General features: G+C 69.9%; 19 protein-coding genes and 1 tRNA gene. 8 read left to right on the plus strand and 12 right to left on the minus strand.

Annotated features, from left to right (window positions below; translation table 11 throughout):
* Positions 1-9: 9 nt before the first annotated feature.
* Positions 10-84, plus strand: a tRNA-Val gene (locus J5Y09_RS10840).
* A gap of 151 nt (positions 85-235) precedes the next feature.
* On the opposite strand, the gene J5Y09_RS10845 is transcribed toward J5Y09_RS10840, so the two are convergent.
* The 5 genes from J5Y09_RS10845 to J5Y09_RS10865 all read right to left on the minus strand — a co-directional run bounded on the left by J5Y09_RS10845 (position 236) and on the right by J5Y09_RS10865 (position 4,729).
* Positions 236-865 carry an EF-hand domain-containing protein gene (locus tag J5Y09_RS10845; protein WP_209351777.1) on the minus strand — a complete coding sequence of 210 codons (630 nt, stop codon included), beginning with the start codon at positions 863-865 and terminating at the stop codon, positions 236-238.
* Between the two features lie 117 nt (positions 866-982).
* Positions 983-2,377, minus strand: a complete 1,395-nt coding sequence (locus tag J5Y09_RS10850) for a M20 family metallopeptidase (RefSeq protein ID WP_209351778.1) — start codon at positions 2,375-2,377, stop codon at positions 983-985.
* 11 nt (positions 2,378-2,388) lie between these two features.
* Positions 2,389-3,357, minus strand: coding sequence for a D-2-hydroxyacid dehydrogenase (locus J5Y09_RS10855; RefSeq protein WP_209351779.1), 969 nt, complete (start codon positions 3,355-3,357; stop codon positions 2,389-2,391).
* Positions 3,358-3,433: 76 nt separating this feature from the next.
* Positions 3,434-3,733, minus strand: coding sequence for a hypothetical protein (locus J5Y09_RS10860; RefSeq protein ID WP_209351780.1), 300 nt, complete (start codon positions 3,731-3,733; stop codon positions 3,434-3,436).
* Positions 3,734-3,799: 66 nt separating this feature from the next.
* On the minus strand, positions 3,800-4,729 hold the full coding sequence (locus tag J5Y09_RS10865) for a LysR family transcriptional regulator (RefSeq protein ID WP_209351781.1): 930 nt from the start codon (positions 4,727-4,729) through the stop codon (positions 3,800-3,802).
* On the opposite strand from J5Y09_RS10865, the gene J5Y09_RS10870 reads away from it, so the two are divergent.
* The 5 genes from J5Y09_RS10870 (at position 4,715) to J5Y09_RS10890 (ending at position 9,145) form a co-directional block, all read left to right on the plus strand.
* On the plus strand, positions 4,715-5,365 hold the full coding sequence (locus J5Y09_RS10870) for a thiamine pyrophosphate-binding protein (protein WP_245217032.1): 651 nt from the start codon (positions 4,715-4,717) through the stop codon (positions 5,363-5,365). The two genes, J5Y09_RS10865 and J5Y09_RS10870, sit on opposite strands and share 15 nt — an antisense overlap.
* Before the next feature lie 10 nt (positions 5,366-5,375).
* A complete protein-coding gene (locus J5Y09_RS10875; RefSeq protein ID WP_245217033.1) occupies positions 5,376-5,948 on the plus strand; it encodes a thiamine pyrophosphate-dependent enzyme in 573 nt (190 codons plus the stop codon).
* Between the two features lie 70 nt (positions 5,949-6,018).
* The gene (locus J5Y09_RS10880) at positions 6,019-7,173 is read left to right on the plus strand and encodes an acyl-CoA dehydrogenase family protein (RefSeq protein WP_209351783.1); all 1,155 of its coding nucleotides are present in this window, start codon (positions 6,019-6,021) and stop codon (positions 7,171-7,173) included.
* Between the two features lie 2 nt (positions 7,174-7,175).
* Positions 7,176-8,018 carry an HAD family hydrolase gene (locus J5Y09_RS10885; protein ID WP_209351784.1) on the plus strand — a complete coding sequence of 281 codons (843 nt, stop codon included), beginning with the start codon at positions 7,176-7,178 and terminating at the stop codon, positions 8,016-8,018.
* Entirely contained in the window at positions 8,015-9,145 is a 1,131-nt protein-coding gene (locus J5Y09_RS10890) for a CaiB/BaiF CoA transferase family protein (RefSeq protein ID WP_209351785.1), read from the plus strand. The genes J5Y09_RS10885 and J5Y09_RS10890 overlap by 4 nt, the downstream gene beginning before the upstream one ends.
* A gap of 6 nt (positions 9,146-9,151) precedes the next feature.
* On the opposite strand, the gene J5Y09_RS10895 is transcribed toward J5Y09_RS10890, so the two are convergent.
* Positions 9,152-10,072, minus strand: a complete 921-nt coding sequence (locus J5Y09_RS10895; RefSeq protein ID WP_209351786.1) for a transglycosylase SLT domain-containing protein — start codon at positions 10,070-10,072, stop codon at positions 9,152-9,154.
* Between the two features lie 278 nt (positions 10,073-10,350).
* The gene (locus J5Y09_RS10900; RefSeq protein ID WP_209351787.1) at positions 10,351-11,223 is read right to left on the minus strand and encodes an N-formylglutamate amidohydrolase; all 873 of its coding nucleotides are present in this window, start codon (positions 11,221-11,223) and stop codon (positions 10,351-10,353) included.
* 99 nt (positions 11,224-11,322) lie between these two features.
* On the opposite strand from J5Y09_RS10900, the gene J5Y09_RS10905 reads away from it, so the two are divergent.
* Positions 11,323-12,435 (plus strand): flagellar motor protein MotB, encoded by a 1,113-nt coding sequence (locus J5Y09_RS10905; RefSeq protein WP_209351788.1) that lies wholly within the window; start codon positions 11,323-11,325, stop codon positions 12,433-12,435.
* Entirely contained in the window at positions 12,432-13,298 is an 867-nt protein-coding gene (gene motA, locus J5Y09_RS10910; RefSeq protein WP_209351789.1) for a flagellar motor stator protein MotA, read from the plus strand. The genes J5Y09_RS10905 and motA overlap by 4 nt, the downstream gene beginning before the upstream one ends.
* Positions 13,299-13,331: 33 nt before the next feature.
* Here motA and J5Y09_RS24605 read toward each other — a convergent pair whose 3' ends face one another.
* The 5 genes from J5Y09_RS24605 to J5Y09_RS10980 all read right to left on the minus strand — a co-directional run bounded on the left by J5Y09_RS24605 (position 13,332) and on the right by J5Y09_RS10980 (position 26,247).
* A complete protein-coding gene (locus J5Y09_RS24605) occupies positions 13,332-20,213 on the minus strand; it encodes a calcium-binding protein (RefSeq protein WP_280845468.1) in 6,882 nt (2,293 codons plus the stop codon).
* A gap of 170 nt (positions 20,214-20,383) precedes the next feature.
* The gene (locus J5Y09_RS10965) at positions 20,384-22,057 is read right to left on the minus strand and encodes a hydantoinase B/oxoprolinase family protein (RefSeq protein ID WP_209351790.1); all 1,674 of its coding nucleotides are present in this window, start codon (positions 22,055-22,057) and stop codon (positions 20,384-20,386) included.
* On the minus strand, positions 22,057-24,129 hold the full coding sequence (locus J5Y09_RS10970; RefSeq protein WP_209351791.1) for a hydantoinase/oxoprolinase family protein: 2,073 nt from the start codon (positions 24,127-24,129) through the stop codon (positions 22,057-22,059). The genes J5Y09_RS10965 and J5Y09_RS10970 overlap by 1 nt, the downstream gene beginning before the upstream one ends.
* Complete coding sequence (locus J5Y09_RS10975; RefSeq protein WP_209351792.1) at positions 24,126-25,391, minus strand: Zn-dependent hydrolase; 1,266 nt, start codon at positions 25,389-25,391, stop codon at positions 24,126-24,128. Before J5Y09_RS10975 ends, J5Y09_RS10970 begins: the two co-directional genes overlap by 4 nt.
* A gap of 64 nt (positions 25,392-25,455) precedes the next feature.
* Entirely contained in the window at positions 25,456-26,247 is a 792-nt protein-coding gene (locus J5Y09_RS10980; protein ID WP_209351793.1) for an SDR family oxidoreductase, read from the minus strand.
* Between the last annotated feature and the right edge of the window lie 114 nt (positions 26,248-26,361).

A 26,361-nucleotide genomic window follows, 5' to 3' on the forward strand; every position in this document is an offset into this window, starting at 1 on the left:
TCCCTGGTCGGGCGCGTAGCTCAGCGGTAGAGCATTCGCTTCACACGCGAAGGGTCACAGGTTCAATCCCTGTCGCGCCCACCATTTCCATCGATCCTTCAGACGCCGGGCGCCGCACATTCGCGCGGCCTGGATTGGCGCCATGTGCTGGCGCGTGGGGCGTTGATGTCGGGATGGGCGCGATCGCGCTTTGCGCGCCCGGCCCGAGGCATCCCCCGGGCCGGGATCGTCAGGCTCAGCGCTGCGGCTGGGCAGGGGCGCCGGGCGTCGCGGGCGCGCCGGGGGCACCCGGCGGCGGGCCACGGCGACCTTCGCGGCCACGATGCTGCACCTCCTCGCGGGACAGCGCGCCATCGGCGTTCCGGTCGGCCGCGCGGAAGGCTGCCTCGGCCATCGGGCGCAACTCGTCGAAGCTGACCCGGCCGTCGCCATTGGCATCCATGAAGCGGATCATGGTCCCGACCCGCTCCTCCATCCGCGCCCGCATCTGCTCGGGCGGCGCACGGCGGCCTTCGGGGCGGCGCGCCTCGTAGTAGGCACGGATCTCCTCGAGCGTGACGCCGCCGTCGCGGTTCGCGTCCATCTCCGCGAAGCGGGCCTGCAGCCAGGCCAGGCCCTCCTCGCGCGTGACGCGGCCATCATTGTTCGCGTCGGCGCGGCCGAAGGCCTCGCCCGCCGCGAAGCCGCCGCCGCCGTGATGGCCATGGTGTCGCCCGTGATGATAGCCGGGGCCATCGCCGCGCATCATGCCCGGGCCGGGACCGGGGGCAGGGCCGGGGCCGCCCGGGGCGGGCTGGGCCAGCGCGAGGCCCATGCCGCCCGCGGTCAGTGCGACGGCCAGCGCCGCGATCGTCGTCTTGCGCATCTTCTGCGTCCTCATGCTCGGGCGGACCAATGCCGCCGACCATCGAACCATGCGCCCGCAATGTAACAGCGCCATTGCCCCCCCGCGCCGCCGGGGTGAGGAAAAGTAACGCCCCGCTTATCCAGCGGGCGTCCCCGCCTCGCCGAGGTCCCACCACATCCCGGCGAAGGCAAGGATGCCCTCGCGCGCCGGGGCGATCAGGAAATGCTCGTCCGGCCCGTGCTGCTTGCAGCCATTGTAGCTGTGCGGCACCCAGACCAGCGGGACGTGCAGGTGGTCGACGAAGACGTCGCCCGGCAACCCGCCCGAGGAATTCGGGATGATCTGCACCCGCTTGCCGAGCGACCGCGCCATGCTCGCCTGCGCCCAGCGCACCCAGGGATGGTCCGGGTCGGTGCGCGACGCCGCCATGCGGACGAAGTCGTTCTCGACCGCGATCTCCTGGAAGCCATGCGCGTCCAGATGCGCGCGCACCGCCGCGCCAAAGGTCGCGGGGTCGCTGTCCACCGTGTAGCGGATCTGGCAATGCGCCCGCGCATCGGGTGCCACGGCGTTGACAGGGTTCTCCGGCCGGCCGGAGGTCATCGCCAGCACGATCAGGCTGTTCCAGCCGTAGATCTTCTCCGCGCTGCTCAGGCCGGGCTCGCCCCAGCCGGCATCGATCGTCGCCGCGCCATCGCCGCCGCCCACCGGGCAGCCATCGAGCACCGCGCGCACCGAGTTCGGCAGCGATGGCGGCAGGATGCCGCGCACCAGCACGCGGCCGTTGCGGTCCATCATGGTCGTCAGCGCATGCGCGAGCAGGATCGCCGGATCGCGCGTCAGGCCGCCCCAATGGCCGGAATGCACCCCGCCGGGCCGCAGCTTCAGCACCAGGTCGAAATGGAAGGTGCCGCGCGTGCCGGTCGCGATGGTCGGGATGGCGGGCTCGACGCGCGGGCCGTCGCTCGCGATCAGCACGTCGGCGGCGAGCTCATCGGCATGGGCCGCGACGAACTCCTTGAGGCCCTTCGAGCCCCGCTCCTCCGCCATCTCCAGCACGATCTTGACGTTGAAGCCCAGCTTCCCGCCGCGTTCGGCCAGCACGGCTTCGAGCGCGGCGATGTTCAGCGCGTGCTGGCCCTTGTTGTCGGCGGTGCCGCGGCCGTACCAGCGGCCATCCTCCTCGATCAGCCGCCAGGGCTCGAGCCCCTGGCGCCACTGGTCCTCGAGCCCGCGCACCGTGTCGCCATGCCCATACAGCAGCACGGTCGGGCGGGACGGATCCTCGATGCGGATGCCGGTCAGGATCGGCCCGAAGCCCGGCAGCGGGTTGGGCCGCACCTGCACCTGGAAGCCGAGCCGTTCCAGCCAGGGCCGGATGGCGCCGTTCAGGTAGCGGTCGAGATCCGCCTCCCGCCCTTCCTCCTGCGCGGTCGAGGGAATGGCGACGAGGTCGGACAGCAGCGCCTTGAAGCCGCCCCCGTCGAAGAAGGATGCGGCGCGGGCAAGCGCGCCTTCGCGATTGGCCATGGCGTGCCTCCTCAGACGATCTGGTTGACCAGCGCGGCCTCGCCCCGCTGCAGGCGCGCGATGTTCTCCATCATGAAGTCGAGGACATTGTCCTCGTACATGTGCGTCTCGCCGCCGGTATGCGGGGTGACGAGCACGTTCGGCATCGCCCAGAGCGGGCTTTCGGCCGGCAGCGGCTCATCGGCCGTCACGTCCAGCGCGGCACCGGCGATGCGGCCTTCCTGCAGCGCCGCGATGATCGCGGGTTCATCCACGACGCGGCCGCGCGCGACGTTGATCACCTGCGCGGTCGGCTTCAGCGCGGCGAGTGCTGCGGCATTCACGAGACCCCGCGTGTCGTCGGTCAGCGGGCAGGCGAGGATCAGGAAATCCGCGCGCGGCAGCACGGCATTGAGGTCGCGGAAGGAATGCACCTCGTCCGCGCCCTCGGCGCCGCCGGCCACGTTCTGCCGCACGCCCACCACCTTCATGCCGAGCGCCTTGCACAGCCGCGCGATGCGCCCGCCGATGCGGCCCAGGCCGACCACGACCGCGGTCTTGCCGCCAGCCTCGTCCTCGCGCTTCGCGAAGTCGCCCATCATCCCGCGCCAGACGCGCTTGGCCTGGTTGTCGCGCGCTTCGGGGATGCGGCGCAGCAGCGCCAGCATCAGCGCGATCGCGTGTTCCGACACGGCGTTGGCGTTCACGCCCTGCCCGCTCGCCAGCCGCATCCCGTGGGCGCGGAACACCTCGCGGTCGTACTGGTCGGTGCCGGCGCTGGCGGACTGGACGAATTTCAGCCGCGGCGAAACGGCGGGAAGGTCGTTGCGCCACAGGCCGGAGCAGACCAGCACGTCGCAGCCGCCGATCGCGGCGTCCAGCGCCGCGCGGTCGCGCACCTCCACGAAGCGGATGCCGGTGTTGCGTGCGGCGAAGCGGTCGCCGAAGCGGTAGGCAACATGGGCGAAGCAGAGGGTGAGCTGGTCGTTCGGCGGCAGCATGCGCGGGCGATCCCGATGGTGGCGATGCGCGCGACCCTGGGCCGGGCGGCGGCGCCACGCAAGACCGCGGAAGCGGTCAGCGCGTGCGGGATGGCGCGCCGCCCCCGCCCCGTCCGCCCCCGCCGCCGAGCGCGGCGGCAAGGCCCGCCGCGCCGGCCAGCGCCAGGCCGGCGAGCGGCGACGGCCCGGCCAGCGTCTCCGCCACCGGTTCCGATCGCGGCCGCGGCGTGGCGGTGCGGGGCGGCGGGGCAAGCGTGGCGCGCGGTGGGGGTTGGCTGCGCGGGGCGATGACGACGGCGTCCCCCGCCGGCACGACGACGGTGCGTGTCTGCGCCGCGACCGGCGACGCGGCCAAGCAGCCCAGGACGGAGAGCATTCGTCCATATCTACTCATGGTAGAATAAAATGAACGATCTTCTCGCAAACAACAAGCGTCGCTTGGTCAGCGGCCTTCTGTCGACACCTGCCAGGCGCCGTCATGCGCCCTGGCGCGGACCTCCTCGAGCAGCAGGTCGAGCACCGCCCGCGTCGCGCGTCCGGGCGAGCGGTCCGGCGGACGCGCCAGCACCACCTGGCGGCGCACGACGGGACGATGGATCGGGGCCACGAGCAGGCGTCCTTCCGCCTCCTCCCGCCGGATCGCGGAGCGGGGCAGGATCGCGAAGCCCAGGCCGCATTCGACGAGGTCCTTCAGGACGAGGAAGGAATCGGCCTCGTGCCGGAGGCTGAGGGCCAGGCGCGCGCGACCGGCCGCCGCTTCGACGATGGCGCGCAGGCCGTGCGGACGGCTCGGCAGCACCAAGGGGTGCCGGGCGGCATCCGCCAGCGTGACCGGCACCTCCGCCCGGAGCCCGCTGCCGGGAGGCCCAACCAGCACCAGCGGCTCGGCGAAGAGCGGTTCCACCGGCAGGTGGAAATCCGTCGCGGGCCCGTAGAGCAGCGTCGCATCGGTGGCGCCGCGCTGGAGCCATTCGACCAGATGGCCGGTGTATCCCTCGACGACGCGGAGCGAGACCTCGGGATGGCGCGCGGCGACGCGCCGGGCGAGCGGTCCGGCGAGCACCGCCGCCACGGTCGGCATCATGCCGAGGGCGACCTGTCCGGCCACGGTACCGGCGAGGGCCCGGACCTCGACGACGGCCCGTTCCAACTGCCGCATGGGGCCGGCGACGCGGGCGAGAAGTTCCCGCCCGGCCTCGGTCAGGTCCATGCCGCGGCCATGCCGCGTGAAGAGCGCGAGGCCGGCCTCGGCCTCCAGCAGGCGGATCTGGCGTGACAGGGCGGGCTGGGCGATGCGCAGCCGGTCGGCCGCACGGCTGAGGGAGCCGGCTTCGGCGATTTCGCGGAAGGTCCGGAGTTGGCGAAGATCCATGGCGAATGCCTTCGCAAATTGCGATTGATAGTATCGCCATTTGCGAATTTCGCGAAGGCAAACCCCGCGGCACAAGGGGCCATCCGAGATGCGGGGGAGTGTTCCATGGATGGTGCGGTTGCAGCCGAGGCGCTCGCCTGGCCCGATGCGATCTTCGCGGAGTTGCGCCGGTGGGACGTCAGGCAGGTCGCCTACGTCCCGGACGGCGGCCATGCCCGGTTGATCCGCGCCATCCATGCGGATGCCGCGATGCGGGCCATCCCCCTGACGACGGAGGAGGAGGGCGTGGCCGTCCTTGCCGGCGCGGCGCTCGGTGGGCAGCGCGGCGCGTTGCTCATGCAGTCTTCCGGGGTCGGCAACTGCGTGAACATGCTCTCGCTGGTGAAGAGCTGCGCCTTTCCCTTGCTCGCGCTGGTCACGATGCGGGGCGAGTGGGGCGAGTTCAATCCGTGGCAGGTACCGATGGGATCGAGGACGGAGGCCGCCTTCGGCCTGATGGACGTCCAGGTGCGCCGGGCGGATCGGCCCGATGAGGTCGGCGAGACGGTCGCCGCCGCGGCGCGGATGGTCTTCGAGGGCGGCAGCGCGGTCGCGGTGCTGCTGAGCCAGCGCCTGATCGGCGCCAAGGTCTTTTGAGGAGATGACGATGCTGGACAGGCGGGACGTGGTGGCGCGGCTGCTCAAGGATCGCGGCGAGGCGCTCGTGGTGACCGGCCTCGGCGCCGCCACATACGACGTGGCGGCGGCCGGGGACGACCCGCGCAACTTCTATCTCTGGGGCGCGATGGGCGGCGCGGCGCTGGTGGGGCTGGGCCTGGCGCTCGCGCAGCCCGACAGGCCGGTCATGGTCGTGACCGGAGACGGCGAGCAGCTCATGGGCCTTGGGGCGTTCGCGACGATCGCGGTGCAGGCGCCACCGAACCTGACCGTCGTGGTCCTCGACAACGGGCTCTACGGCGAGACGGGCGGGCAGCGCAGCCATGCGGGCCTGGGGACGGACCTTGCCGCCGTGGCGCGCGGCTGCGGCATCCAGCAGGCGTGGCGCGTCGCGGATGCGGCGGGGGTCGAGGCCTTGGCCGCGACCATCGCCACGCCCGGCGCGGCGCCGCGCGTCGCCGTGGTCGCGGTCGATCCCGCCGAGGCGCCGCGGGTCCTGCCGTCGCGCGACGGGGCCGTCCTGCGCGGGCGGTTCCAGGCCGCGCTCGGGCTCGCCGCCTGACCGCCTTGCCAGCCTCGCAAGCGGGGCCTAATCCCTCGCCGAACGGGAGAGAACACCCATGGATATGCCGATGCCACAGGACGCCCACGCCGAGATCCGGGAGGAGGTGCGCAAGCTCTGCACCCGCTTCCCCGGGGAATACTGGCGCGAACTCGATGCGCGGCGCGGCTATCCGACGGAATTCGTGAAGGCGCTGACGGAAGCCGGCTGGCTCGGCGCGCTGATCCCCGAGGAATATGGCGGCTCGGGCCTGCCGCTCTCGGCCGCCGCGGCGATCCTCGAGGAGATCCACGCCTCGGGCTGCAACGCGGCCGCCTGCCACGCCCAGATGTACATCATGGGGACGATCCTGCGGCACGGGAACGCGGACCAGAAGGCGCGCTACCTGCCGAAGATCGCGACCGGCGAACTCCGCCTGCAGGCCTTCGGCGTGACGGAACCCACCAGCGGCACCGACACGACGTCCTTGCGCACCTTCGCCCGGCGGGAAGGCGACAAGTACATCGTCAACGGCCAGAAGATCTGGACGTCCCGCGCCGAGCATTCCGACCTGATGCTGCTACTGGCGCGCACCACGCCCAAGGACCAGGTCGCCAAGCGCACCGAGGGGCTGTCCACCTTCATCGTCGACATGAAGGCCGCGCTCGGCAACGGCCTGACCATCCGTCCGATCCGGACGATGATGAACCACAATTCCTGCGAGGTGTTCTTCGACAACATGGAGGTTCCGGCCGAGAACCTCGTGGGCGTCGAGGGCAAGGGCTTCCGCTACATCCTCGACGGCATGAACGCCGAGCGCCTGCTGATCGCCAGCGAGAGCATCGGCGACGCGAAGTGGTTCATCGAGAAGTCGGTGGAGTATTCCAAGCAGCGCGTGCTGTTCGGCCGCCCGATCGGCCAGAACCAGGGCGTGCAGTTCCCGATCGCCAAGGCCTACGCCCAGATGCGCGCGGCCGAAGCGCTGATCCAGAAGGGCCTGGAGAAGTTCGAGGCCGGCCTGCCCTGCGGGGAGGAGGCGAACATGGGCAAGATGCTCGGCGCCGATGCTGCCTGGGCCGCGGCGGAAGCCTGCGTGCAGACCCATGGCGGCTTCGGCTTCGCCGAGGAATACGACGTGGAACGCAAGTTCCGCGAGGCGCGGCTGTACCAGGTGGCCCCGATCAGCACGAACCTCGTGCTGTCCTACATCGGCGAGCATGTGCTGGGGATGCCGCGGAGCTACTGAGCATGGCCGGCGCGCCCGTCGCGATCGCGTATGATTTCGACGGCACGCTCGCGCCGGGCAACATGCAGGAACACGTCTTCCTGCCGCAGCTCGGCATCGAGCCGTCGCAGTTCTGGGCGGAATCGAACGAGCTCGCGGTCGCCCAGCAGGGCGACCGCATCCTCACCTACATGCACCGCATGCTCGAATGGGCGCGGTTCAAGCACCTGCCGGTGCGCAAGGCCGACTGGATCGCGCAGGGCGGCGGCATCTCGCTGTTTCCGGGCGTCGAGACCTGGTTCGACCGGATCGGGCGCGCCGCGGCGGACCGCGGCATCGCACTCGACCACTACGTCATCTCATCCGGCCTGCGCGAGCTGATCGAGGGCACCGCGATCCGCCGGCATTTCCGCGCGGTCTTCGCCTCGGGCTTCCTCTACGACGGGTCGGATGTCGCGATCGGCCCGGCCATCGCGGTGAACTACACGACCAAGACCCAGTACCTGTTCCGCATCAACAAGGGCGCGCTCGACATCACCGACGACCTCGCGGTGAACGCCTATCGGCGCCCGGACGAACGGCCGGTGCCGTTCAGCAACATCATCTTCATCGGCGACGGCGAGACCGACATCCCCTGCTTCCGCCTGGTGAAGGAACAGGGCGGGCATGCGATCGCCGTCCATCCGGCGGGCGACGCGCGCCGCGCCGGCCATACCCGCCGCCTGATCGACGAAGGCCGCGTCCACTGCGCCGTGCCTGCCGACTACCGCGAAGGCGCGGAACTCGAACACCGCGTCCTCGCCATCCTCGACCTGCTCGCGGCGCGCGAGCGGGTCATCGCCAGACCGCCGGAGACCCACGCATGAGCGGATCCCGCCCCCTCGAAGGGCTTCTCGTCGTCGCCATGGACCAGGCGGTCGCGGCGCCCTACTGCGCCTCCCGCCTCGCCGATGCCGGCGCACGGGTGATCAAGATCGAGCGCCCCGAAGGCGATTTCGCGCGCGGCTACGACACGGTGGCGAACGGGCTGTCCTCCTACTTCGTCTGGCTGAACCGGGGGAAGGAAAGCGTCTGCCTCGACATCAAGGCGCCCGAGGACAAGGCGCTGCTGGAACGGCTGATCGCCAGGGCGGATGTCTTCATCCAGAACCTCGCGCCGGGCGCGATGCAGCGCGCGGGCTTCGGCAGCGCCGAGCTGCGCGCACGCCACCCGCGCCTGATCACGGTCGACATCTCGGGCTATGGCGACGAGGGCGACTACGCGACGATGAAGGCCTACGACCTGCTGGTGCAGGCGGAATCCGGCCTCGCCTACATCACCGGCCGGGCGGAAGGGCCCGGGCGCGTCGGCGTCTCGGCCTGCGACATCGCCTGCGGCATGCATGCCTATGCCGCGGTGCTGGAAGCGCTGCTCAGCCGGTCGATGACCGGCCAGGGCAAGGGCATCGCGGTCAGCCTGTTCGACGGCATGGCGGACTGGATGACCGTCCCCCTGCTGCAATACGAGGGCACGGGGAAGAATCCGCCGCGCATCGGCCTCGCGCATCCCTCCATCTGCCCCTACGGCGCCTTCCAGACGAAGGACGGGCACGATGTGCTGATCGCGATCCAGAACGAGCGCGAATGGGCGTCCTTCTGCGCGCATTTCCTGGATGAGCCCGACCTGCCGAAGACGCCCGGCTTCACCGTGAACAACGACCGCGTCGCGCACCGGCCGATGGTCGATGCGCATATCGCGAAGATGTTCGCGGGGCTGACGCGGGAGGAATGCGCGGCGAAGCTCCGCCGCGCCAACACCGCCTACGGCTTCGTCAACGATTGCGGCGGGCTGCAGAAGCACCCGGCGCTGCGCCGCGCGCCGGTGCAGACGGAAAAGGGCCCGGTGCCTGTCGCCCTGCCGCCCGCGCGCCTGTCGGACGGGGTGCGGCCCTTCGGTGCGGTCCCGTCGCTCGGCCAGCACACGGCGGCGATCCGGGCCGAATTCGCGGCCTGAGGCGCCTCAGCCCGGGCGGCGGAAGAAGGCGAGCGGGCTCGGGCGGCTCGGCGAGATCGGCAAGGTGCCGGCGCCCGGCGTGGCAGCGCCCGGCGGCGCGGCGGCGAAGGCCATGCGCGCCGGGGCAGGCGTGGCCGCGGCGGCGGGCGCCGCGGCGACGGCGGGCCGCGGCACCGCGACCGCCTGCCCGACCACCATGATCGGCGCGGAACGATAGGCATCGAGGCCCCGCCCGCGCCCCTCGGCGCCGCCGGCGCCCGCGGCGAGCGGGATCACCTGCGCCCGGTCCGCCCGGTTGGTCAGGCTGAGCGGGCCGCCGGCGGGTGCGGCGGCGAGGCGCGCCAAGGCGGCCGCCCCGGCCGCGGGATCGCCCGGCGGGCGGCCCTGTTCCTGCGCCCAGGCGGCGAGGACGCGCGCGCGGTAGGGCTCGGCCCGCTCCGGCGTATGCGAATGGTAGTGCCCGGCCGCGCGCGCCCAGTCATTCGCCGCGCCATGCAGGGTCGTGAGGAACTGCGCGGCGTATCGGGCATTCGTCACGGGGTCGAAGGCCTGCTCGAGGGACGGGAAGGCGTTCGGGTGGAAATGCAGGTTCACCTGCATGCAGCCGACATCGATCACCCGGACGCCGCGGGCCTGGAGTTGCCGCACCTCGGCAATCGCTGCCTCCCGCGTCGGGAAATACATGCCGCGCCCTTCGGCGTTGATCGTCCAGGGCCAGGGGGCGAACTGGCCGGTGGCGGGATCGCGCCGGCCGGATTCAACGCGGCCGATCGCCTGGAGGAGACCCGCGGGAATGCCCGCTTCCCGTTCCGCAAGGGCGATCGCGGCGCGACAGACCAGGCCGGCATCCCCGGCGGTCGAGGGGGTGCCGAGCGCCGGCGCGGGCGCGAGGAGAAGGGCGAGCAGGGCCAGGAGACGGGCACGCATGGCGCCCGAACCGCAAGGCGCGTGCCAATTGTCGCCGAACGCCCCTTCCGCGCAACAAACATGCTCGGGCATGCTGCACTGCGCCATTTATGCTGCGCTGCAAAAAAACCTTGCGGAGGGGGCGCCGGGCTTCTATTTCTAGGCAGGCAGCGGCCCGGCCTAGCCGTCCGCTGTCTTTCTTGGACGTTTCCTCCCTAAACTTGGCGGTGCCTTCGGGCACCGCCTTTCTTTTTTTCGGGCATGGTGGAGAAAACCTTCCCCCACCATGTTGCAGCGCATCACGCGCGCAGGAAGGTCCAGTCGGTCCCGGCCAGGCGCTCGATCAGGGCCTGCAGGTCTCGCGCCAGCGCGGGCAGGCCGGGCGCCGGTTCGATGCGGGACTCGTCCATGTACAGCGCGCGGGCGATCTCCACCTGGAGCGCGTGGGTGCCTTCCCGCGGGCGACCGTAGTGGCGCGTGACGTAGCCGCCCGCATAGGGGTCGTTCCGCCGCACGCGGTAGCCCAGGCCCAGCAGGACCTCCTCCACGAGGCGCGTCGCCTGCGGCGCGCAGGCGGTGCCGTGCGCGTCGCCCAGCACGAAGTCGGGCGGATTGGCCGACTGCGCGGGGTGGGCCGGCATGGAATGGCAGTCGATCAGCAGGCAGACGCCGAAGCGCGCCTTCGTCTCGGCGATCAGTTCGCCGAGCGCGGCGTGGTAGGGCTCCCAGCAGGCGCGGATGCGGGCTTCGGCCTCGGCGAAGGTCAGGCGGCGCCGATAGACCGTCTCCCCCGTCGCGACGATGCGCGCGATGGTGCCCAGACCCGCGCCGACCCGCGGGCTCGTCGTGTTCACCCAGGGGGGCAGCGGGCCGTCGAACATGGTGGGGTCGAGTTCCCACGCCTCCCGGTTCACGTCGCACCAGACGCGCGGAAACGTCGCCGCGAGCAGGGGCGCGCCAAGGTCGGGCGCGGTGGCGAAGAGCTCGTCGACGAAGGAATCCTCGCTCCGCCGCAGCGCGAGCGGGGCGAGCCGCGCCTCGGCCAGCAGCTCCGGCGGGTAGGCCTGGCCCGAATGGGGGGAGGCGAAGACGAGCGGCATGGTCGGCCGCGCGGGGCGGCGAATCGTGACCGGCGGCGGCGCGCCGGCGATGCTCGGGTGCGGGAGGTCCATCCGCCCCGACCAAACCATAGGGCCCGGTCCATGTCACGCGGCGCCGCGATGCGGTGCGGATTAGCGAAATAGTCAGCACCTGCGCGGCAAGTTGCGGCCATGTCCGGCAAGGCAAAAGGCTCCGGCGGTGGCGGGACCATCGTCATCAAGCGCGAGGAAGCAGGCGACCACGGCCACCATGGTGGCGCGTGGAAGGTCGCCTACGCCGACTTCGTGACGGCAATGATGGCCTTCTTCCTCCTCATGTGGCTGCTGAACGCGACCACCGAGGAGCAGCGGAGGGGGCTGGCCGACTATTTCGCGCCGACCAACCTGCTCGCCCGCTCGGTCTCGGGGTCCGGGCAGCCCTTCGGCGGCCGCACGCCGAACGAGGACGGCAACCAGACATCCACCCAGGGCGCGATCCAGGTCCAGCCGGGCCAGCAGCCGGTCGTGCTCGACATCGAGGAAGACGATTCCGAGACGCCGGCCCGTCGCATGACGCGCCGCGAGGGCCCGGAAGGCCGCGAGGAGGCCGAGGATCCCCGGCTGACCGCCGCGACGCCGCCCGGCGCCCTTGCCGGCCCCGAGCGGCCGCGGCCCGGCCCCGCCGACAACCCGGCGGCCGACCAGGCGGCCCAGCAGGCCGCACAGCAGGCTGCCGAGGCGCGGGCCCAGGCACTCGGCGAGGAGCAGTTGCGCCAGGAACTCGCAAGGCGGGAACGCGAGGCCTTCGAACAGACCGCGCAGCAGCTGCGCGAGACCATCGCGGCCGATCCGGCGCTCGCCGACCTCGGGCGCCAGCTGCTGGTCGAGCACACGCCGGAAGGGCTGCGCATCCAGCTCGTCGACGCCGAAGGCCTGCCGATGTTCGCGCTCGGCGGCGCAGGGCCGAACGAACGTGCCCGCGCGCTGCTCGCGCGGATCGCGCAGGCGACGGCCCGCCTGCCCAATCCAATCGACATCGCCGGCCATACGGACAGCACCCCGTTTCGCGGCGGCGGCACGGCGCGCAGCAACTGGGACCTGTCGGCCGACCGCGCGAACATGACGCGCCGGCTGCTGGTCGAGGCCGGCCTGTCGGAATCGCGCATCCGCTCGGTCAGCGGGCGCGCGGACCGCGACCCGCTCCTGCCGAACGACACCGCGGCAGCGGCGAACCGCCGCGTATCCATCACCCTTCTCCGCCAGGTCCCCGACCGACCGGCGGGCACGCCGGAGATGCGCCCGTGAACACGATCCTCGGCATCGTCGTCCTGCTCGTCATGGTGTTCGGCGGCTACCTGCTCGCCGGCGGCAAGTTCGATATCATCATCAAGGCGCTGCCCTTCGAGATGATGATGATCGGCGGCGCGGCCGTGGGCGCCTTCCTGTCATCGAACTCGATGCATGACGTGAAGCACACGCTCGGCGGCGTCGGGAAGCTCATGAAGGGCGCCCGGTTCCACAAGCAGGACTACATGGAGATGCTCTCGCTTCTCTATTACCTGGTCCGCCTGGCGCAGACGAAGGGGCCGATGGCGCTCGAGCCGCATATCGAGAAGCCGGAGGAGAGCGCGGCCTTCCAGAAGTTCCCCAAGATCGCCGCCGACCATCATGCGGTGATGATGATCTGCGACTACCTCCGCATGGTCGGCATGAACGCCGACGACCCGCACCAGATCGAGGACGTGATGGGCCGCGAGCTGAAGAAGCTGCGGGAGGAGGAGCTGCACGCGTCGCATGCCCTGCAGAGCATGGCGGACGCGCTGCCGGCGCTCGGCATCGTCGCGGCGGTGCTCGGCGTCATCAAGACCATGGCCTCGATCAGCGAGCCGCCCGCGGTGCTCGGCAAGATGATCGGCGGCGCGCTGGTCGGCACCTTCCTTGGCGTGTTCCTCGCCTACGGCATCGTCGGCCCGATGGCGACGCGGCTGAAGGGCGTGGTCGAGGAGGAGGCGCGCTACTACGACGTGATCAAGGCGGTGATCGTGGCGCACCTGCACGGCAACGCGCCGCAGGTCGCGGTCGAGACCGGCCGCAAGCTGGTGCCGAGCGGCTACATGCCGACCTTCCAGGAGCTGGAGCAGGCGCTCCAGGAACTGCAGATCGCCTGACGGCGCGGCGGGGGATGACCCCGCCGGCGCGCGTCAGAGGATGAACCAGTCGGATTCGGGGCCGGACGCCGTGGAGATGACGACGAGGACGAAATCCGCCGTCGCGTCGCCGTTCACATCGCCCGCGATGCGGTACTCACCGCCGGGAACCGAGTCATAGCGCAACTGGCCGCGCACGCCGCTGGTGAAGGCCGCAGTCCCGACGAAGGAGAAGGCCTGGTTGCCGATAGCCAGGTCATTCGCATCGATCGCCGAAAGGTCGATCACGTCGGCGACGCCAATGCCGGCCGGATCCTGGAAGTCCGCGATGGTGTCCGCACCGGCGATAGTGTCCGCCGGACCAGCGACGGGGCTGTCCGCCAGGCTCAGCAGCCGGAAGAGATCGTTTTCCGTGCCCCCGGCAAGGCTGTCGGCTCCCGCACCGCCGATGAGGATGTCCCCGCCGGAACCTCCGGACAAGGTGTCGTTGCCGATACCACCTTCGAGCACGTCGGCACCGGCTTCGCCGGAGATGGAATTGGCGAAGTCGTTGCCGGTGATGCGGTTGCCCAGAAGATTCCCGACCCCGTCCTGGGCCGCCGTGCCCGCGAGCACGAGGATCTCGACATCGTTCACGAGCGTGTAGGAACCGCCCGCCACAAGCCGCACCGTGTCGGTACCACCGCCGGCGGCCTCGACAACCGTGTCGGGCGCCGCGCCGTCGATGACGTAAACATCGTTGGCTAACCCGCCGACGAGGCTGTCGACGGCCGAGTCGCCACTGCCGACCAACGTATCCGCCCCGTCGCCACCAATGAGCGTGTCGGCGCCGGCGCCGCCGTCGAGCGAGTTGGCGGCGGCATTGCCAATGATCAGGTTGTCGGAGCCGTTGCCCGTGCCGTGCAGCACGGCGGCGCCGGCCAGAACCAGCACCTCGACATCGGCCGACAGGATGTGCGCGGTGCCCGCAACGGCCTGCACCGTGTCGATGCCGCTGCCGAGGCCCGCTTCCTCATCGACCCGATCGGCGGTGCTGTCGACGATATAGACATCGTTCCCGAGGCCGCCGACCAGCGTGTCGTTCCCCACGCCGCCATCGAGGCGGTCATCGCCGCCCTCACCCAGCAGATTGTCGGCCCCAACGCTGCCGAGCAGCGTATCTGCGGCGTCGCCACCAAGGATGGTATCGTCGCCGTCGGCGCCGAACAGCGTGTTCGCCAGCATATTCCCGACAATGCGGTTCGACAGCGCGTTACCGGCCCCGTTGAGCAGCGTGGCGCCCGCCAATTCCAGAACTTCGAGATTCGCGCCCAGCGCATAGGCGGTCCCGCCGGTCACCCGCACCGTATCGGTGCCAGCCCCGCCGTCCTCCTGCACGACATCGGCCGTCGACTCGACGATATAGACATCGTCGCCCAAGCCGCCGACGAGGCTGTCGGTCCCCACGCCGCCGTCCAGCGTATCGGCGCCGGCGCCACCGAGCAGCGTATTCGCAACGATGCTCCCGGCCAGGCTGTCGTTGCCCGTACCGCCACGCAGCGCTTCGAAGCCGGCGATGGTGTCGCCGGCGGCATCCCCGCCACTAACCGAGCCACTGCCGAGGTTCACCGTGACGCCGGCCGCATCCGTGCTGTAGTCGAGCCAGTCGATGCCGCCGCCGCCCGATAGATTGTCGGCGCCGGCACCGCCCACGAGCGTCTCGCCGACATCGTTGCGGCCGACGATGGTATCGTTGCCGCTGCCACCGATCACGGCTTCGAAGCCGCTGACGGTATCGCCCTGCGCATCGCCCAAGGCCGCCGCGCCCAGCGTGAGGTTGATGGACACACCCAGCGTGTCCGCGCGGTAGTCGAGCCAGTCGAGGCCCAGCCCGCCCACCAGGCTGTCGCCGCCCACGCCGCCGACCAAGGTGTCGTTGCCGGCATCGCCGAGCAGCGTGTCGTTGCCCTCGCCGCCCTCGATAAGGTCGGCATCGTCTCCGCCAAGCAGCAGATCGTTGCCGCCAAGGCCACGAAGCGTATCGAGCCCGGCAGCGCCCAGCAGCGTATCGGCGCCGGCGAGCGTGTCGCCCTCGACATCCCCGCGCAGGAGGTTGGCCTCCGCGTTGCCGGTGATCCTGTTGGCGAGGCCGTTGCCCGTCGCGTCGCGCACATCGCCGAGCAGAACGAGTTCCTCGACATCGGCGGCAAGCAGATAGGCCGGGTCGGAGAAACCCTGGACCCCGGAGAGCTCCACCCGGTCGGTGCCGCTGCCGGGCAGTTCGACCACCACGTCGCCTTCGCCATAGACGACGCGATAGAGGTCGTTGCCGCCGCCGCCGACGAGGGAATCCACGCCCGCGCCGCCGATCAGCGTGTCGTTGCCGCCGCCGCCCACCAGCGTGTCATCGTACAGCGACCCGGTCAGCGTGACGGCGGTGCTTGCGAGGTTCTCGACGCGCCAGCCCTGGCCACCATCGACCGCCGCGAGGTTGACGGCGAAGCCATTGGTCACGAGCCGTGCGACGCCCCTGTTGCTGGTGGCATTGGTAGCTGCCCAGGCAGCCGCCAAGGTGGCGTCGACCGCGGCGCCAGCCGCCACGTCGAGCACCTCGGCCCCGCCCAGCGCCAGGTCGGTGATGGTGTTGCCCGTACCTGCGGTCACCTCGAAGCGATCCAGGCCCAGGCCACCGGTCAGCGCATCATTCCCGCCGCCGCTGATCAGCGTGTCGTTGCCCGCCTTGCCATCGATGATGTCATCCCCGGCGCTGCCGCGGATCAGGTTCGAGAGGGCATTGCCATTTCCGGTGGCGGACGCGTCAAGCAGCAGCGTCTCGACATTGTCCGCGAGAGTGTAGATGCCGGACGCGGTGGCCTGCACCGTATCGCTGCCAGCGGCCAGCGCCTCGACGACGCGATCGGTTGGCGCGTCAACGACGTAGTGGTCATCCCCGATGCTTCCCACAAGCGTATCGGCACCCGTCCCGCCATTGAGCACGTCGTTGCCGGCGCCGCCCAGGAGGGAGTCATCGGCGCCGCCACCAAAGAGCGAGTTGTCGAGCGCGTTGCCGATGATCGTGTTGGTGTCGTCGTTGCCGATGCCGTCCTCAACGCCCGTGCCGAGCACGAGGATCTCGACATTGTCGGCGAGTGTGTAGGTGGTGATGTTCGACACGATGACGCGGTCGATGCCGCCCGCGGTGTCGGCCGCCTCGCCGAAGATCGCGTCGGCCTCGCCATCGATGATGTAGAGGTCGCTGCCGCCGCCGCCGCCAAGGCTATCGACACCCACGCCGCCGACCAGCGTATCGTTGCCACTCCCGCCGCTGAACGTGTCGTCAAACGACGAACCAAACAGCGACGTCGCGGCGCCCGTATTGACGACCTTCCAGCCATTCGTTCCGGTCGCCATCGCCAGGTTCAGGGCGAAGCCGTTGGTCGTGAGATTGGCAGTGCCGTTGTTGCTGGTGCGCCCGGTCGCGGCCCATGCCGCCCCAAGGTTTCCGTTGGCCGTCGCACCCACGGCGATATCCAGCACGTCGGCGCCGCCGATGCCGATACCGATGACCGCGTCCATCCCGGCATCCACAGACATGGAGTCGATTCCCGCGCCCCCTTCCAGCGCGTCATCGCCGCCGCCGCCAACGAGCGTGTCGTTGCCGTCGAAGCCATTGAGCGTGTTGGCCCGGCTATTGCCCAGCATCAGGTTCGACAGGACGTTCCCGTCAACCGACGCCGTATCCGTGCCCGTGAGGTGCAGAACCTCGACATTCGGTTCGAGCGTGAAGGCACCAGGCCCGCTGGCCTCCAGCGTGTCGATGCCTGCGTCAAGCGCCTCGAAGGTACGATCGCCAGCCCGGATCACGTAACGGTCGTTTCCGAGCCCACCGTGCAGGGTATCGGCAACGGCGTCAGCGCCACCCACCAGCGTGTCATTGCCGACCCAGCCGTAGAGCACGTCCGCTGCCGTGCCGCTCTCCAGCGAATCACCGCGCGTCGAGCCGATGATCGTCGTCGCGCCGCCCGTATTCGCGACCGTCCAGCCCGATGTACCCGTCGCCGCAGCCACGTTCACCGCAAAGCCGTTCGTCGTCAGCGTGGCAGTGCCGAAATTGCTCGTCGCAGCCGTCGCCGTCCAGGCGGCCGTGACCGTCGCCTGGGCTGTCGCTCCGGTAGCGACGACAAGCACATCCGCGCCGCCGGTCCCGAGGTCCTGTATCGAGTCGACGGCCGCATCGGCAACGAAGCGGTCGATGCCCGCCCCACCGATCAGCGTGTCGTTGTTGTTGCCACCGATCAGCGTGTCGTTGCCAAGGCCGCCATCGAGCGTGTCGACGCCCGTGCCACCTTCCAGCGTGTCGTTGCCGTCCTGGCCGGCGATGGAGTTTGCGTCCGCACCACCGATGATCCGGTTGGCGAGGCTATTTCCGACGCCTCCCGCGATCAGGCCGTTGAGCAGAAGCACTTCGGCATTCTCGGCCAGCGTGTAGCTGGTCACCCCGGCGCGCACGCTACCGATCTGTACGATATCGACGCCACTGCCGGCGACGCTGTCCTCGACGACGACGTCGAACCCGGCCTCGATCAGGTAGCGATCAGCGCCGAGCCCCCCGATCAGCGTGTCGGACACGGTGTCGAGGCCACCCTCCAGCGTATCGTCGCCCGCTCCGCCGGTAAGAGTGTTGGCGTTCGCGTTGCCGACGATGCGGTTGGCAAGCGCGTTGCCGGTCCCGCTAAGCAGGCCTGGACCGATCAGCTCAAGGTTCTCGAGTTCGGCGCCAAGCTGATAGGACGTGCCCCCGGCGACCCGTACCGTGTCGATTCCGCTGCCCGCGGCTTCGAGCACGACATCCGCCTGCCCATCTACGTCGTAAAGGTCGTTTCCGACGCCACCAGCCAGGCGATCAGTCCCAACGCCGCCCACCAGCGTGTCATCGCCGACCCAACCGAACAGCGTGTCCGCGCCCGTGCCGCCCACCAGCGAATCACCGCGCGTCGAGCCGATGATCGTCGTCGCGCCGCCCGAATTCGCCACCGTCCAGCCGGACACGCCTGTCGCCACGGCCAGGTTCACTGCTGAGCCGTTCGTCGTCAGCGTCGCGGTGCCGGCGTTGATCGTCCCCGCCGTCGCCGTCCAGCCTGCCGAACTGACCGTCGCCTCCACCCGCGCCCCGGTTGCCACGAGCAGCACGTCAGCACCGCCCTGACCGAGGTCAGCAATCGTATCCGCAGCAGGATCGGCCGTGATGATGAAGCGGTCGATGCCGGCACCGCCCGTCAGGCTATCGCCACCCTCGCCACCGACCAGCGTGTCAACGCCCGCACCACCGTCCAGCAAATCAATGCCGGCGCCGCCGAACAGGCTGTCCGCGTCGTCGCCGCCCAGCAGCGTGTCTGCGCCGTTGCCGCCTTCCAGCGTGTCCAGCCCCGCCGCGCCGATCAGCGAATTGGCGTCGCCATTGCCAGTGATACGGTTCGACAGCGCGTTGCCCGTTCCGTTCAGCACACCGGCGCCGGTCAGCAACAGGTTCTCGACCTGGTCGGACAGCGTGTAGCTCGCGCCGGACATCACCATGACGCGGTCCAAGCCGCCGCCGACGCTCTCAACAATCAGATCCGGCGCGGCGCCATCGATGATGTAGGTATCGTCCGCAAGGCCTCCGACCAGCGAATCCGACAGCGCATCCGCCCCGCCATTCAGCGTGTCCGCGCCGTCACCACCGATAAGTGTATCGAGCCCCACCCCACCGACCAATGAATCCGCCCGAGCCGAACCGATGATCGTCGTCGCGCCGCCTGAATTCGCCACCGTCCAGCCCGACGTGCCGGTTGCCGCCGCCAGGTTCACCGCAAAGCCGTTCGTCGTCAGCGTCGCGGTGCCGGCGTTGATCGTCCCCGCCGTCGCCGTCCAGCCTGCCGAACTGACCGTCGCCTCCACCCGCGCCCCGGTTGCCACGAGCAGCACGTCAGCACCGCCCTGACCGAGGTCAGCAATCGTATCCGCAGCAGGATCGGCCGTGATGATGAAGCGGTCGATGCCGGCACCGCCCGTCAGGCTATCGCCACCCTCGCCACCGACCAGCGTGTCAACGCCCGCACCACCGTCCAGCAAATCAATGCCGGCGCCGCCGAACAGGCTGTCCGCGTCGTCGCCGCCCAGCAGCGTGTCCGCGCCGTTGCCACCTTCAAGCGTGTCCAGCCCCGCCGCACCGATCAGCGAATTGGCGTCGCCATTGCCAGTGATACGGTTCGCCAGCCCGTTACCCGTTCCGTTCAGGACACCGGTGCCGGTCAGCAGCAAGTTCTCGACCTGGTCGGCCAGCGTGTAGCTCACACCGGACATCACCATGACGCGGTCCAGGCCGCCGCCGACGTTCTCAACAATCAGATCCGGCGCGGCGCCATCGATGATGTAGGAATCGTCCGCAAGGCCACCGACCAGCGAGTCCGACAGAGTATCCGCTCCGCCATTCAGCGTGTCCGCGCCGTCACCACCAACGAGCGTATCGACGCCGCCGCCGCCGTTGAGCGAATTTGCGTTCGCATTGCCGAGCACCGTGTTGTTCTCGGCATTGCCCGTGCCGTTCAGTACTGCCGCGCCGGACAGCACAAGCACTTCCAAGTTGTCCGCCAGGACATAGGACGTGCCACCCGCCGCGCGAACTGTGTCCAGCCCACCCGAGGGGTCCTCGACAATCACATCGGACTGCGAGTCCACGACGTAGACGTCGTTGTCCGCACCGCCCACAAGGCTGTCGGTCCCGGCGCCGCCATCCAGCGTATCCGCTGCGCCGCCGCCGATAATCGTATCGTTTCCGCTGAAGCCGAAAAGCAAGTCGGCACCATCACCACCCGAGATCGAATCGGCAATCGCGGTCGATGGCCCGCCAACGACACCGGGCGAGGCCAATGCGTTGGTAATCGTGTCAGCGCCGCTCGTACCGATGATGGTTGCCATGGGCGTGAAGGTCCGGATTGGGGGGTCCGGCACCTTCACCTCACGAAGCCGCGATTCACCACGCAGCGGGCATTGAGTTAACTTTTTTTAATGCAACCCCGAGTGGTCTATAACGCGCCCAGCGCGTCCCACAACGTGGGACGCCACGCCAACATTCGCCTCTTTCTGCGTCAGTCGCCATTTCCATAGATGTCGCGCGCGGCGGAAGGCGAGACCAACCCATCCTCCACGTCGCGCCGCACAAGCGCCGGATCACGAGCCTTCGGATCCCCCATGCCGCCACCCCCGGGGAGCTTCAGCAGCAACCGGCGCCCCTTCGGGATGATCTGGAAGCCCTTGGTGCGCAGCACCGTCCCGTTCGGGTCGTTGAGCCCGACCCAGCCGGCCGCGCCCTCCCCGCCGCCATCGCGCCCCTTCGGCGGATTGGCGACGCGGTCGAAGATGGCGTTGACCGCGAATTCCGCGTCCCCCTTGGCACCGATCTCCATCACCTGGCCGAAGCCGCCGCGGGTGCGGCCCGGGCCCGCGGAATCCGGGCGCAGCTGCTTCTGCCAGAAGATCACCGGCGCGACGTTCTCCGTCGCCTCCACCGGCATGGTGCGCACGCCCGAAGGGAAGGCCGTGCCGTCGAGCCCGTCCTTGCCCGGCCGCGCGCCGGTGCCGCCGGAATTGAAGGTGATGATCTCGAAATCCTCGGTCTCCGCCGCCTGGCCGGAGACCTGGCTGCCGCCACGCAGCGGCGGGTTCCACAAGGCGGAGGAGCCTTCAGCATTCACGCGATGCGGGATCGCATGGTGCAGGCAGCCCATCATCAGGTCGGGGATCAACTGGCCCACGACATGGCGCACGCTGACCGGATAGGGCCGCGGTGCGTTCAGGATGCAGCCTTCCGGGATCTCCATCTGGAAGGGCATCAGCGACGCCCAGTTGTTCGGGACCTCGGGTGCGACCACGCACTTGATCCCGAAGCAGGCATAGGCCCGGCAATAGGCCGGGGGCACGTTGATGCCTCGGTTCGACAGGCCGGAGGTGCCGGCGAAATCCACCACGATCCGATCATCATGGATCGTCATGGCGGCCTTCATGGTGACGGGCGATTCGTAGCCGTCGGACTTGATCTCGCTGCGATAGGTGCCGCGCGGCAGCTTGGCGATCTCGGCCAGCGTCGCGCGCGTGCTTGCCTCGAAGATGTAGTGGGCGAGGTCGTCGAGGCTCTCCATCGCGAACTCGTCCATCATCTCGACGAGCCGCTTCGCCCCCGCGTCGTTGCAGGCGCACAGGGAGTAGATGTCGCCTTCGAGCTCGACAGGCGTGCGCGACCCCGCGCGGATGAAGTCGAAGAAGGTCTCGTTCGGTGCGTTGCGATCGAAGCACTTCACGATCGGGATATACAGGCCTTCCTCGAAGACGCTCCGCCCTTCCGGCCCCATGCCGAGGCCGCCGATATCGATGATGTGCGCGGTGTTGGCGAAGAGCCCAACGATCTTGCCGCGACGGAAGGCCGGCGTGACGACGGTGAGGTCATGCAGGTGCCCGGTCGCGAGCCAGGGATCGTTGGTGATGTAGTGATCGCCCGGGTTCATCGTGTGCGCGGGGAACTTCCTGAGGAAGTGCGCGACCGATTCCGCCATCGAATTCACGTGCCCGGGCGTCCCGGTCACGGCCTGCGCCAGCATCCGCCCCTCGAGGTCGAAGATGCCCGCGGAGAGATCGCCCGCCTCGCGCACCGTGGTGCTGAAGGCGGTGCGGATCATGGTCTGCGCCTGTTCCTCGACCACCGCGATCAGGCGGTTCCACTGGATCTGGCGCTGGATCTGCGCGAGGGCTCCGGTTTCCTTGCTCATCACGCGGCCTCCTGCGCCAGGTCGAGATATCCAAGCCCATCCATCCGGCAGGTCCAGCCAGGTCCCACCAGCGTGCTCGTCTCCGCCTCCGCCACGATGGCGGGGCCGGGCACGGTCGCCCCCGGCACCATCTGGTCGCGGTCATAGACGGGCCATTCGGCTACCTCGCCCGTCGCCGTGTCGCGCACCATCTGCACGCGGATCGGCTTGGGTGCCGGCGCGTCTGCGACCGGCGCGGCGGGTTCGACATGCGCCTCCACCGTGCGGACCGTGACGGCGAAGGACAGGATCTCCACATCCGATCCCGGCACCGGCCGGTCGTAGAAGCGGGTGTACTCGCTGTCGTACAGCGCGCGGATCTCGGCCACGTCCTGGGCCGTCAGCGCGCGCGGCGGCAGCGGGACCGAGATCTCGTGCCCCTGGCCGACATACCGCATGTAGGCGATGCGTGTTTCCTCGACCGGCATGCCGAAGGCGCCTTCCGAGACGACCTTCGTCGCCTCGGCCGACATCGAGGCGAGCAGCCCGTTCACCGCCCCAAGGTCGAAGGTGCCGAAGCGCTGGTAGAGCGACTTCACCACCTCATACGCCACCGGCGCGCGCAGGAAGCCGATTGCGCTGCCGACACCCGCGCCCGACGGCACGAGCATGCGCTTCACGCCAACCTTCTCGCAGACGCGATAGCCATGCACAGGACCGCCGCCGCCGAAGGCGATGACGATGCGGCCCTCATATCCCTTGCCGCTCTCGATGGCGTGGACGCGGGCGGCATTCGCCATGTTCTCGTCCACCATCTCGACCACGCCGAGCCCGGCCATGTCGGCCGACAGGCCGAGCTTGCCCCCGACATGCGCGGCAAGCGCATCGCGCGAAAGTTCCGGCTTCAGCGGCAGGGACCCGCCGGCGAACAGCGACGGCTCGTAGCGGCCAAGGGCGAGGTTCGCATCCGTCACCGCCGGATGCGTCCCGCCGCGCCCGTAGCAGGCCGGACCGGGATCGGCGCCGGCGGATTCCGGCCCGACCTGGATGCGGCCCATGCTGTCCACCTGCGCGATGGACCCGCCGCCGGCGCCGATCTCCACCATCTCGATCACGGGGATGCGCAGCGGCAGCCCTGATCCCTTCTTGAAGCGGCCGACGCGCGCGACCTCGAAGGTGCGCGACGCCTGCGGGCGGAAATCGTCGATCAGGCAGACCTTCGCCGTCGTCCCGCCCATGTCGAAGGACAGCACCTTGGAGAAGCCGCGCTGCTTGGCGACGAAGGCGGAGAAGATCGCCCCGCCGGCCGGGCCGGATTCAACCAGGCGGATGGGGAAGCGCGACGCGGTCTCGATCGTGGTGAGCCCGCCGCCCGACAGCATCAGGAACAGCGGGCAGGCAACGCCCGCCGCGCGCAGCCCGGTCTCCAGCCGGCCGAGATAGGTCGCCATCAGCGGCTGCACATAGGCGTTCGCGACCGTCGTGCTGAACCGCTCCCACTCGCGCATCTCGGGCGAGACGTCTGAGGAAAGCGAGACCGGCAGTCCCGGCCACATCTCCCGCACGATGGCGGCCGCGCGCTGTTCGTGCGCCGGGTTCACGAAGGCATGGAGGAAGCCGATGGCGAGGCTTTCGATCCCCTCGCCCTTGAGGAATTCCACCTGCGCCCGCACCGCGGCCTCGTCGAGCGGCACGAGCACCTTGCCGGTATTGTCCAGCCGCTCCGGCACCGCGACGCGCCAGCGGCGGCGCACCAGCGGCTGCGGGAGGTCGATGTTGAGGTCGTACTGGTCGTAGCGCGCCTCGTTGGCCAGCGCGAGCACGTCACGGAACCCCTCGGTCGTCAGCAGCGCCGTCTTCGCGCCCTTGCGCTCGATGATCGCGTTGGTCGCGAGCGTGGTGCCGTGGATGACCAGCGAAAGGTCGCCAGGCGCCATGCCAGCCTTGGCGAGAACCTGCGCGACACCCTCCAGCACGCCCTTCTCGGGCGCGGAGGGGGTGGTCAGCACCTTCGTGGTCCAGCGCTGCCCGTCCTTCTCGATGGCGAGGTCGGTGAAGGTCCCGCCGATGTCGACCGCAAGCCGAGCCGTCACTGCGCCATCTCCGCCGCCCAGCGCTGCACAACGGCGCAGGCCGCCGCAAAATCTTCCATGCGCATGTCTTCCTTCGGATTGTGGCTGCCGTTCTGGTTGCGGACGAACAGCATGCTGGACGGAACCTTGGCCTCGGCGAAGGCGGCCGCGTCGTGCCCGGCGCCCGAGGCGATCGGGATGTGCCGGATGCCGAGCGCATCCGCCGCGCGCGCGAGTCCCGCGCGGATGCCCTCATCCATGATGGCGGCGCGGCTGCCGGTCTCGGGCCCGCGCTCGAAGCGCACCCCGCGGCGCGCCTCGATATCGGCCATGAAGCGGTGCATCGCCTCGAACATCAGGTCGCAGGCGTGCGGGCTCACGCTGCGGACATCAAGGGAGAAGGTCGCCTCCCCCGCGATCTTGGTGAAGCCGGCTTCCGCCGTCGTCGCCATGGTGCAGAAGGTGCACACCAGCGCATGGCCCATCGCATCCAGCCGGCACCATTCCTCGTCCATCCGGTGCACGAGCTCCGCCAGCGCGGCCGCGGCATCGCGTCGGTACTTGCGCGGCGTCGCGCCGGAATGGTTGTACTCGCCGACCACCCGCGCCTGGCGCAGGCGCCGGCTGCCGGGGATGCCGGTGACGATGCCGATGGGCACCTGCTCCGTCTCCAGCACCGGCCCCTGCTCGATATGCAGTTCGAGAAAGGCGGCGACGTTGTGCGCGCCGATCGCGTGTTCGCCGCGCGCGACGGCGTTCGGATCGAAGCCTTCTTCCTTCATGTGCTCGGCCAGGGTCCGACCTGAGTCTTGGCGCCGGATCTCGAGCCCGTCGGGCTTCAGCAGGCCGAGCGCCATGCGGCTGCCGGGATAGGAGACGGGGAACCAGGCGCCCGCCTCCTCCGCCCGGATCGCCATGACGGTGATGTCGCGCCCGGGGACGAAGCCCGCGCGCTTCATGCCCGCGACGGCCGCCATGCCAGCCAGAACGCCAGCCGCGCCGTCGTAGTTGCCGCCCTGGCGCACGCTGTCGAGGTGGCTGCCGATGACGATCCGCTTCGCCGCGCGATCGGCGCCGGGCAGCGTCATGTACAGGTTGCCCGCGACATCGACCGTGCTTTCCAGGCCGAGCCGGTCGGCCGCCGCGCGCACCAGCGCATGCGCCATGCGTTCGCCGGGACCATAGGCTTCCCGCGTCACGCCCTCGCCATCCGTGCTGCCGGCCCTGAGCCCGGCAAAGAGTTCGGCGGCCAGATCCGTGTCGGGGGTGAGGTTGGGCAGCATCCCGGCGCCTTTCAATCGTCAGCGTGGCAAGAAGGGCGCCGGTGGGCCGGCGCCCATGCGCGGGTCAGAACATGCTCCGCACGCGGCCGCCATCCACGCGGACCATCGTGCCGGTGATGTAGGCGCCCGTCGCGCCGGCGAGGAAGGCACCCATCGGGCCGTATTCGGACGGCTCGCCCACGCGCCCGGCCGGCACCTCGCGGCCCGCCTTCGCGATCTCCTCGTCCACGCTCGTGCCCGCCTTCTCGGCGCGCACCGCGGCGGTCTGCGTGATGCGGTCGGTGCGGATCGAACCCGGCGCGAGGATGTTCATCGTCACGCCATCCGCCGCGACCTCGGCCGAGAGCGTCTTGAGCCACGCCCAGATGGAGGCACGCAGCGTGTTGGACAGCGCCAGCGTCGGGATCGGGTGCTGCATGCCGGACGAGCCGACGACGATCACGCGTCCGTACTTCTGCGCCCGCATCGCCGGCATCAGCCGCATGGTGATCCGGATCGGCGAGACGACGATGTTCTGGAACCACTTGACCAGGTCCGCTTCCTTCATGTCGGAGGCGGTGCAGACCGGCGGCCCACCGTGGTTCAGCACCAGGATGTCCACCCCGCCCATGGCCTTCACGGCGGCATCGGCGAGCTTGTCCATCTCCTCGCCGCTCGACACGTCGGCCTGCACGACCGTGACGGCCGGCGCGCCCAGCGCCTTGAGGTCGGCGGCGGCCTTCTCCATCGCCGGCACGTCGCGGCCGCTGATCGTCAGCACCGTGCCCTCGGCGGCCAGCGCATCGGCGATCGACCGCCCGAGCCCCTTGGCCCCGCCCATGACCAGCGCGCGCTTGCCCTTCAGACCGAGATCCATCCTGACCATTCCCTATGCGTTGCCGTGGAACCGCGCGGACCCTGCCCCCTCCCCCGCCCCCTGGCAAGACGGGGCGGGGCGCGCTATGCGCGGGCAAGCTCAACAGAACCATGC

The organism is Roseomonas nitratireducens, assembly GCF_017813355.1.
Lineage (GTDB): Bacteria > Pseudomonadota > Alphaproteobacteria > Acetobacterales > Acetobacteraceae > Neoroseomonas > Neoroseomonas nitratireducens.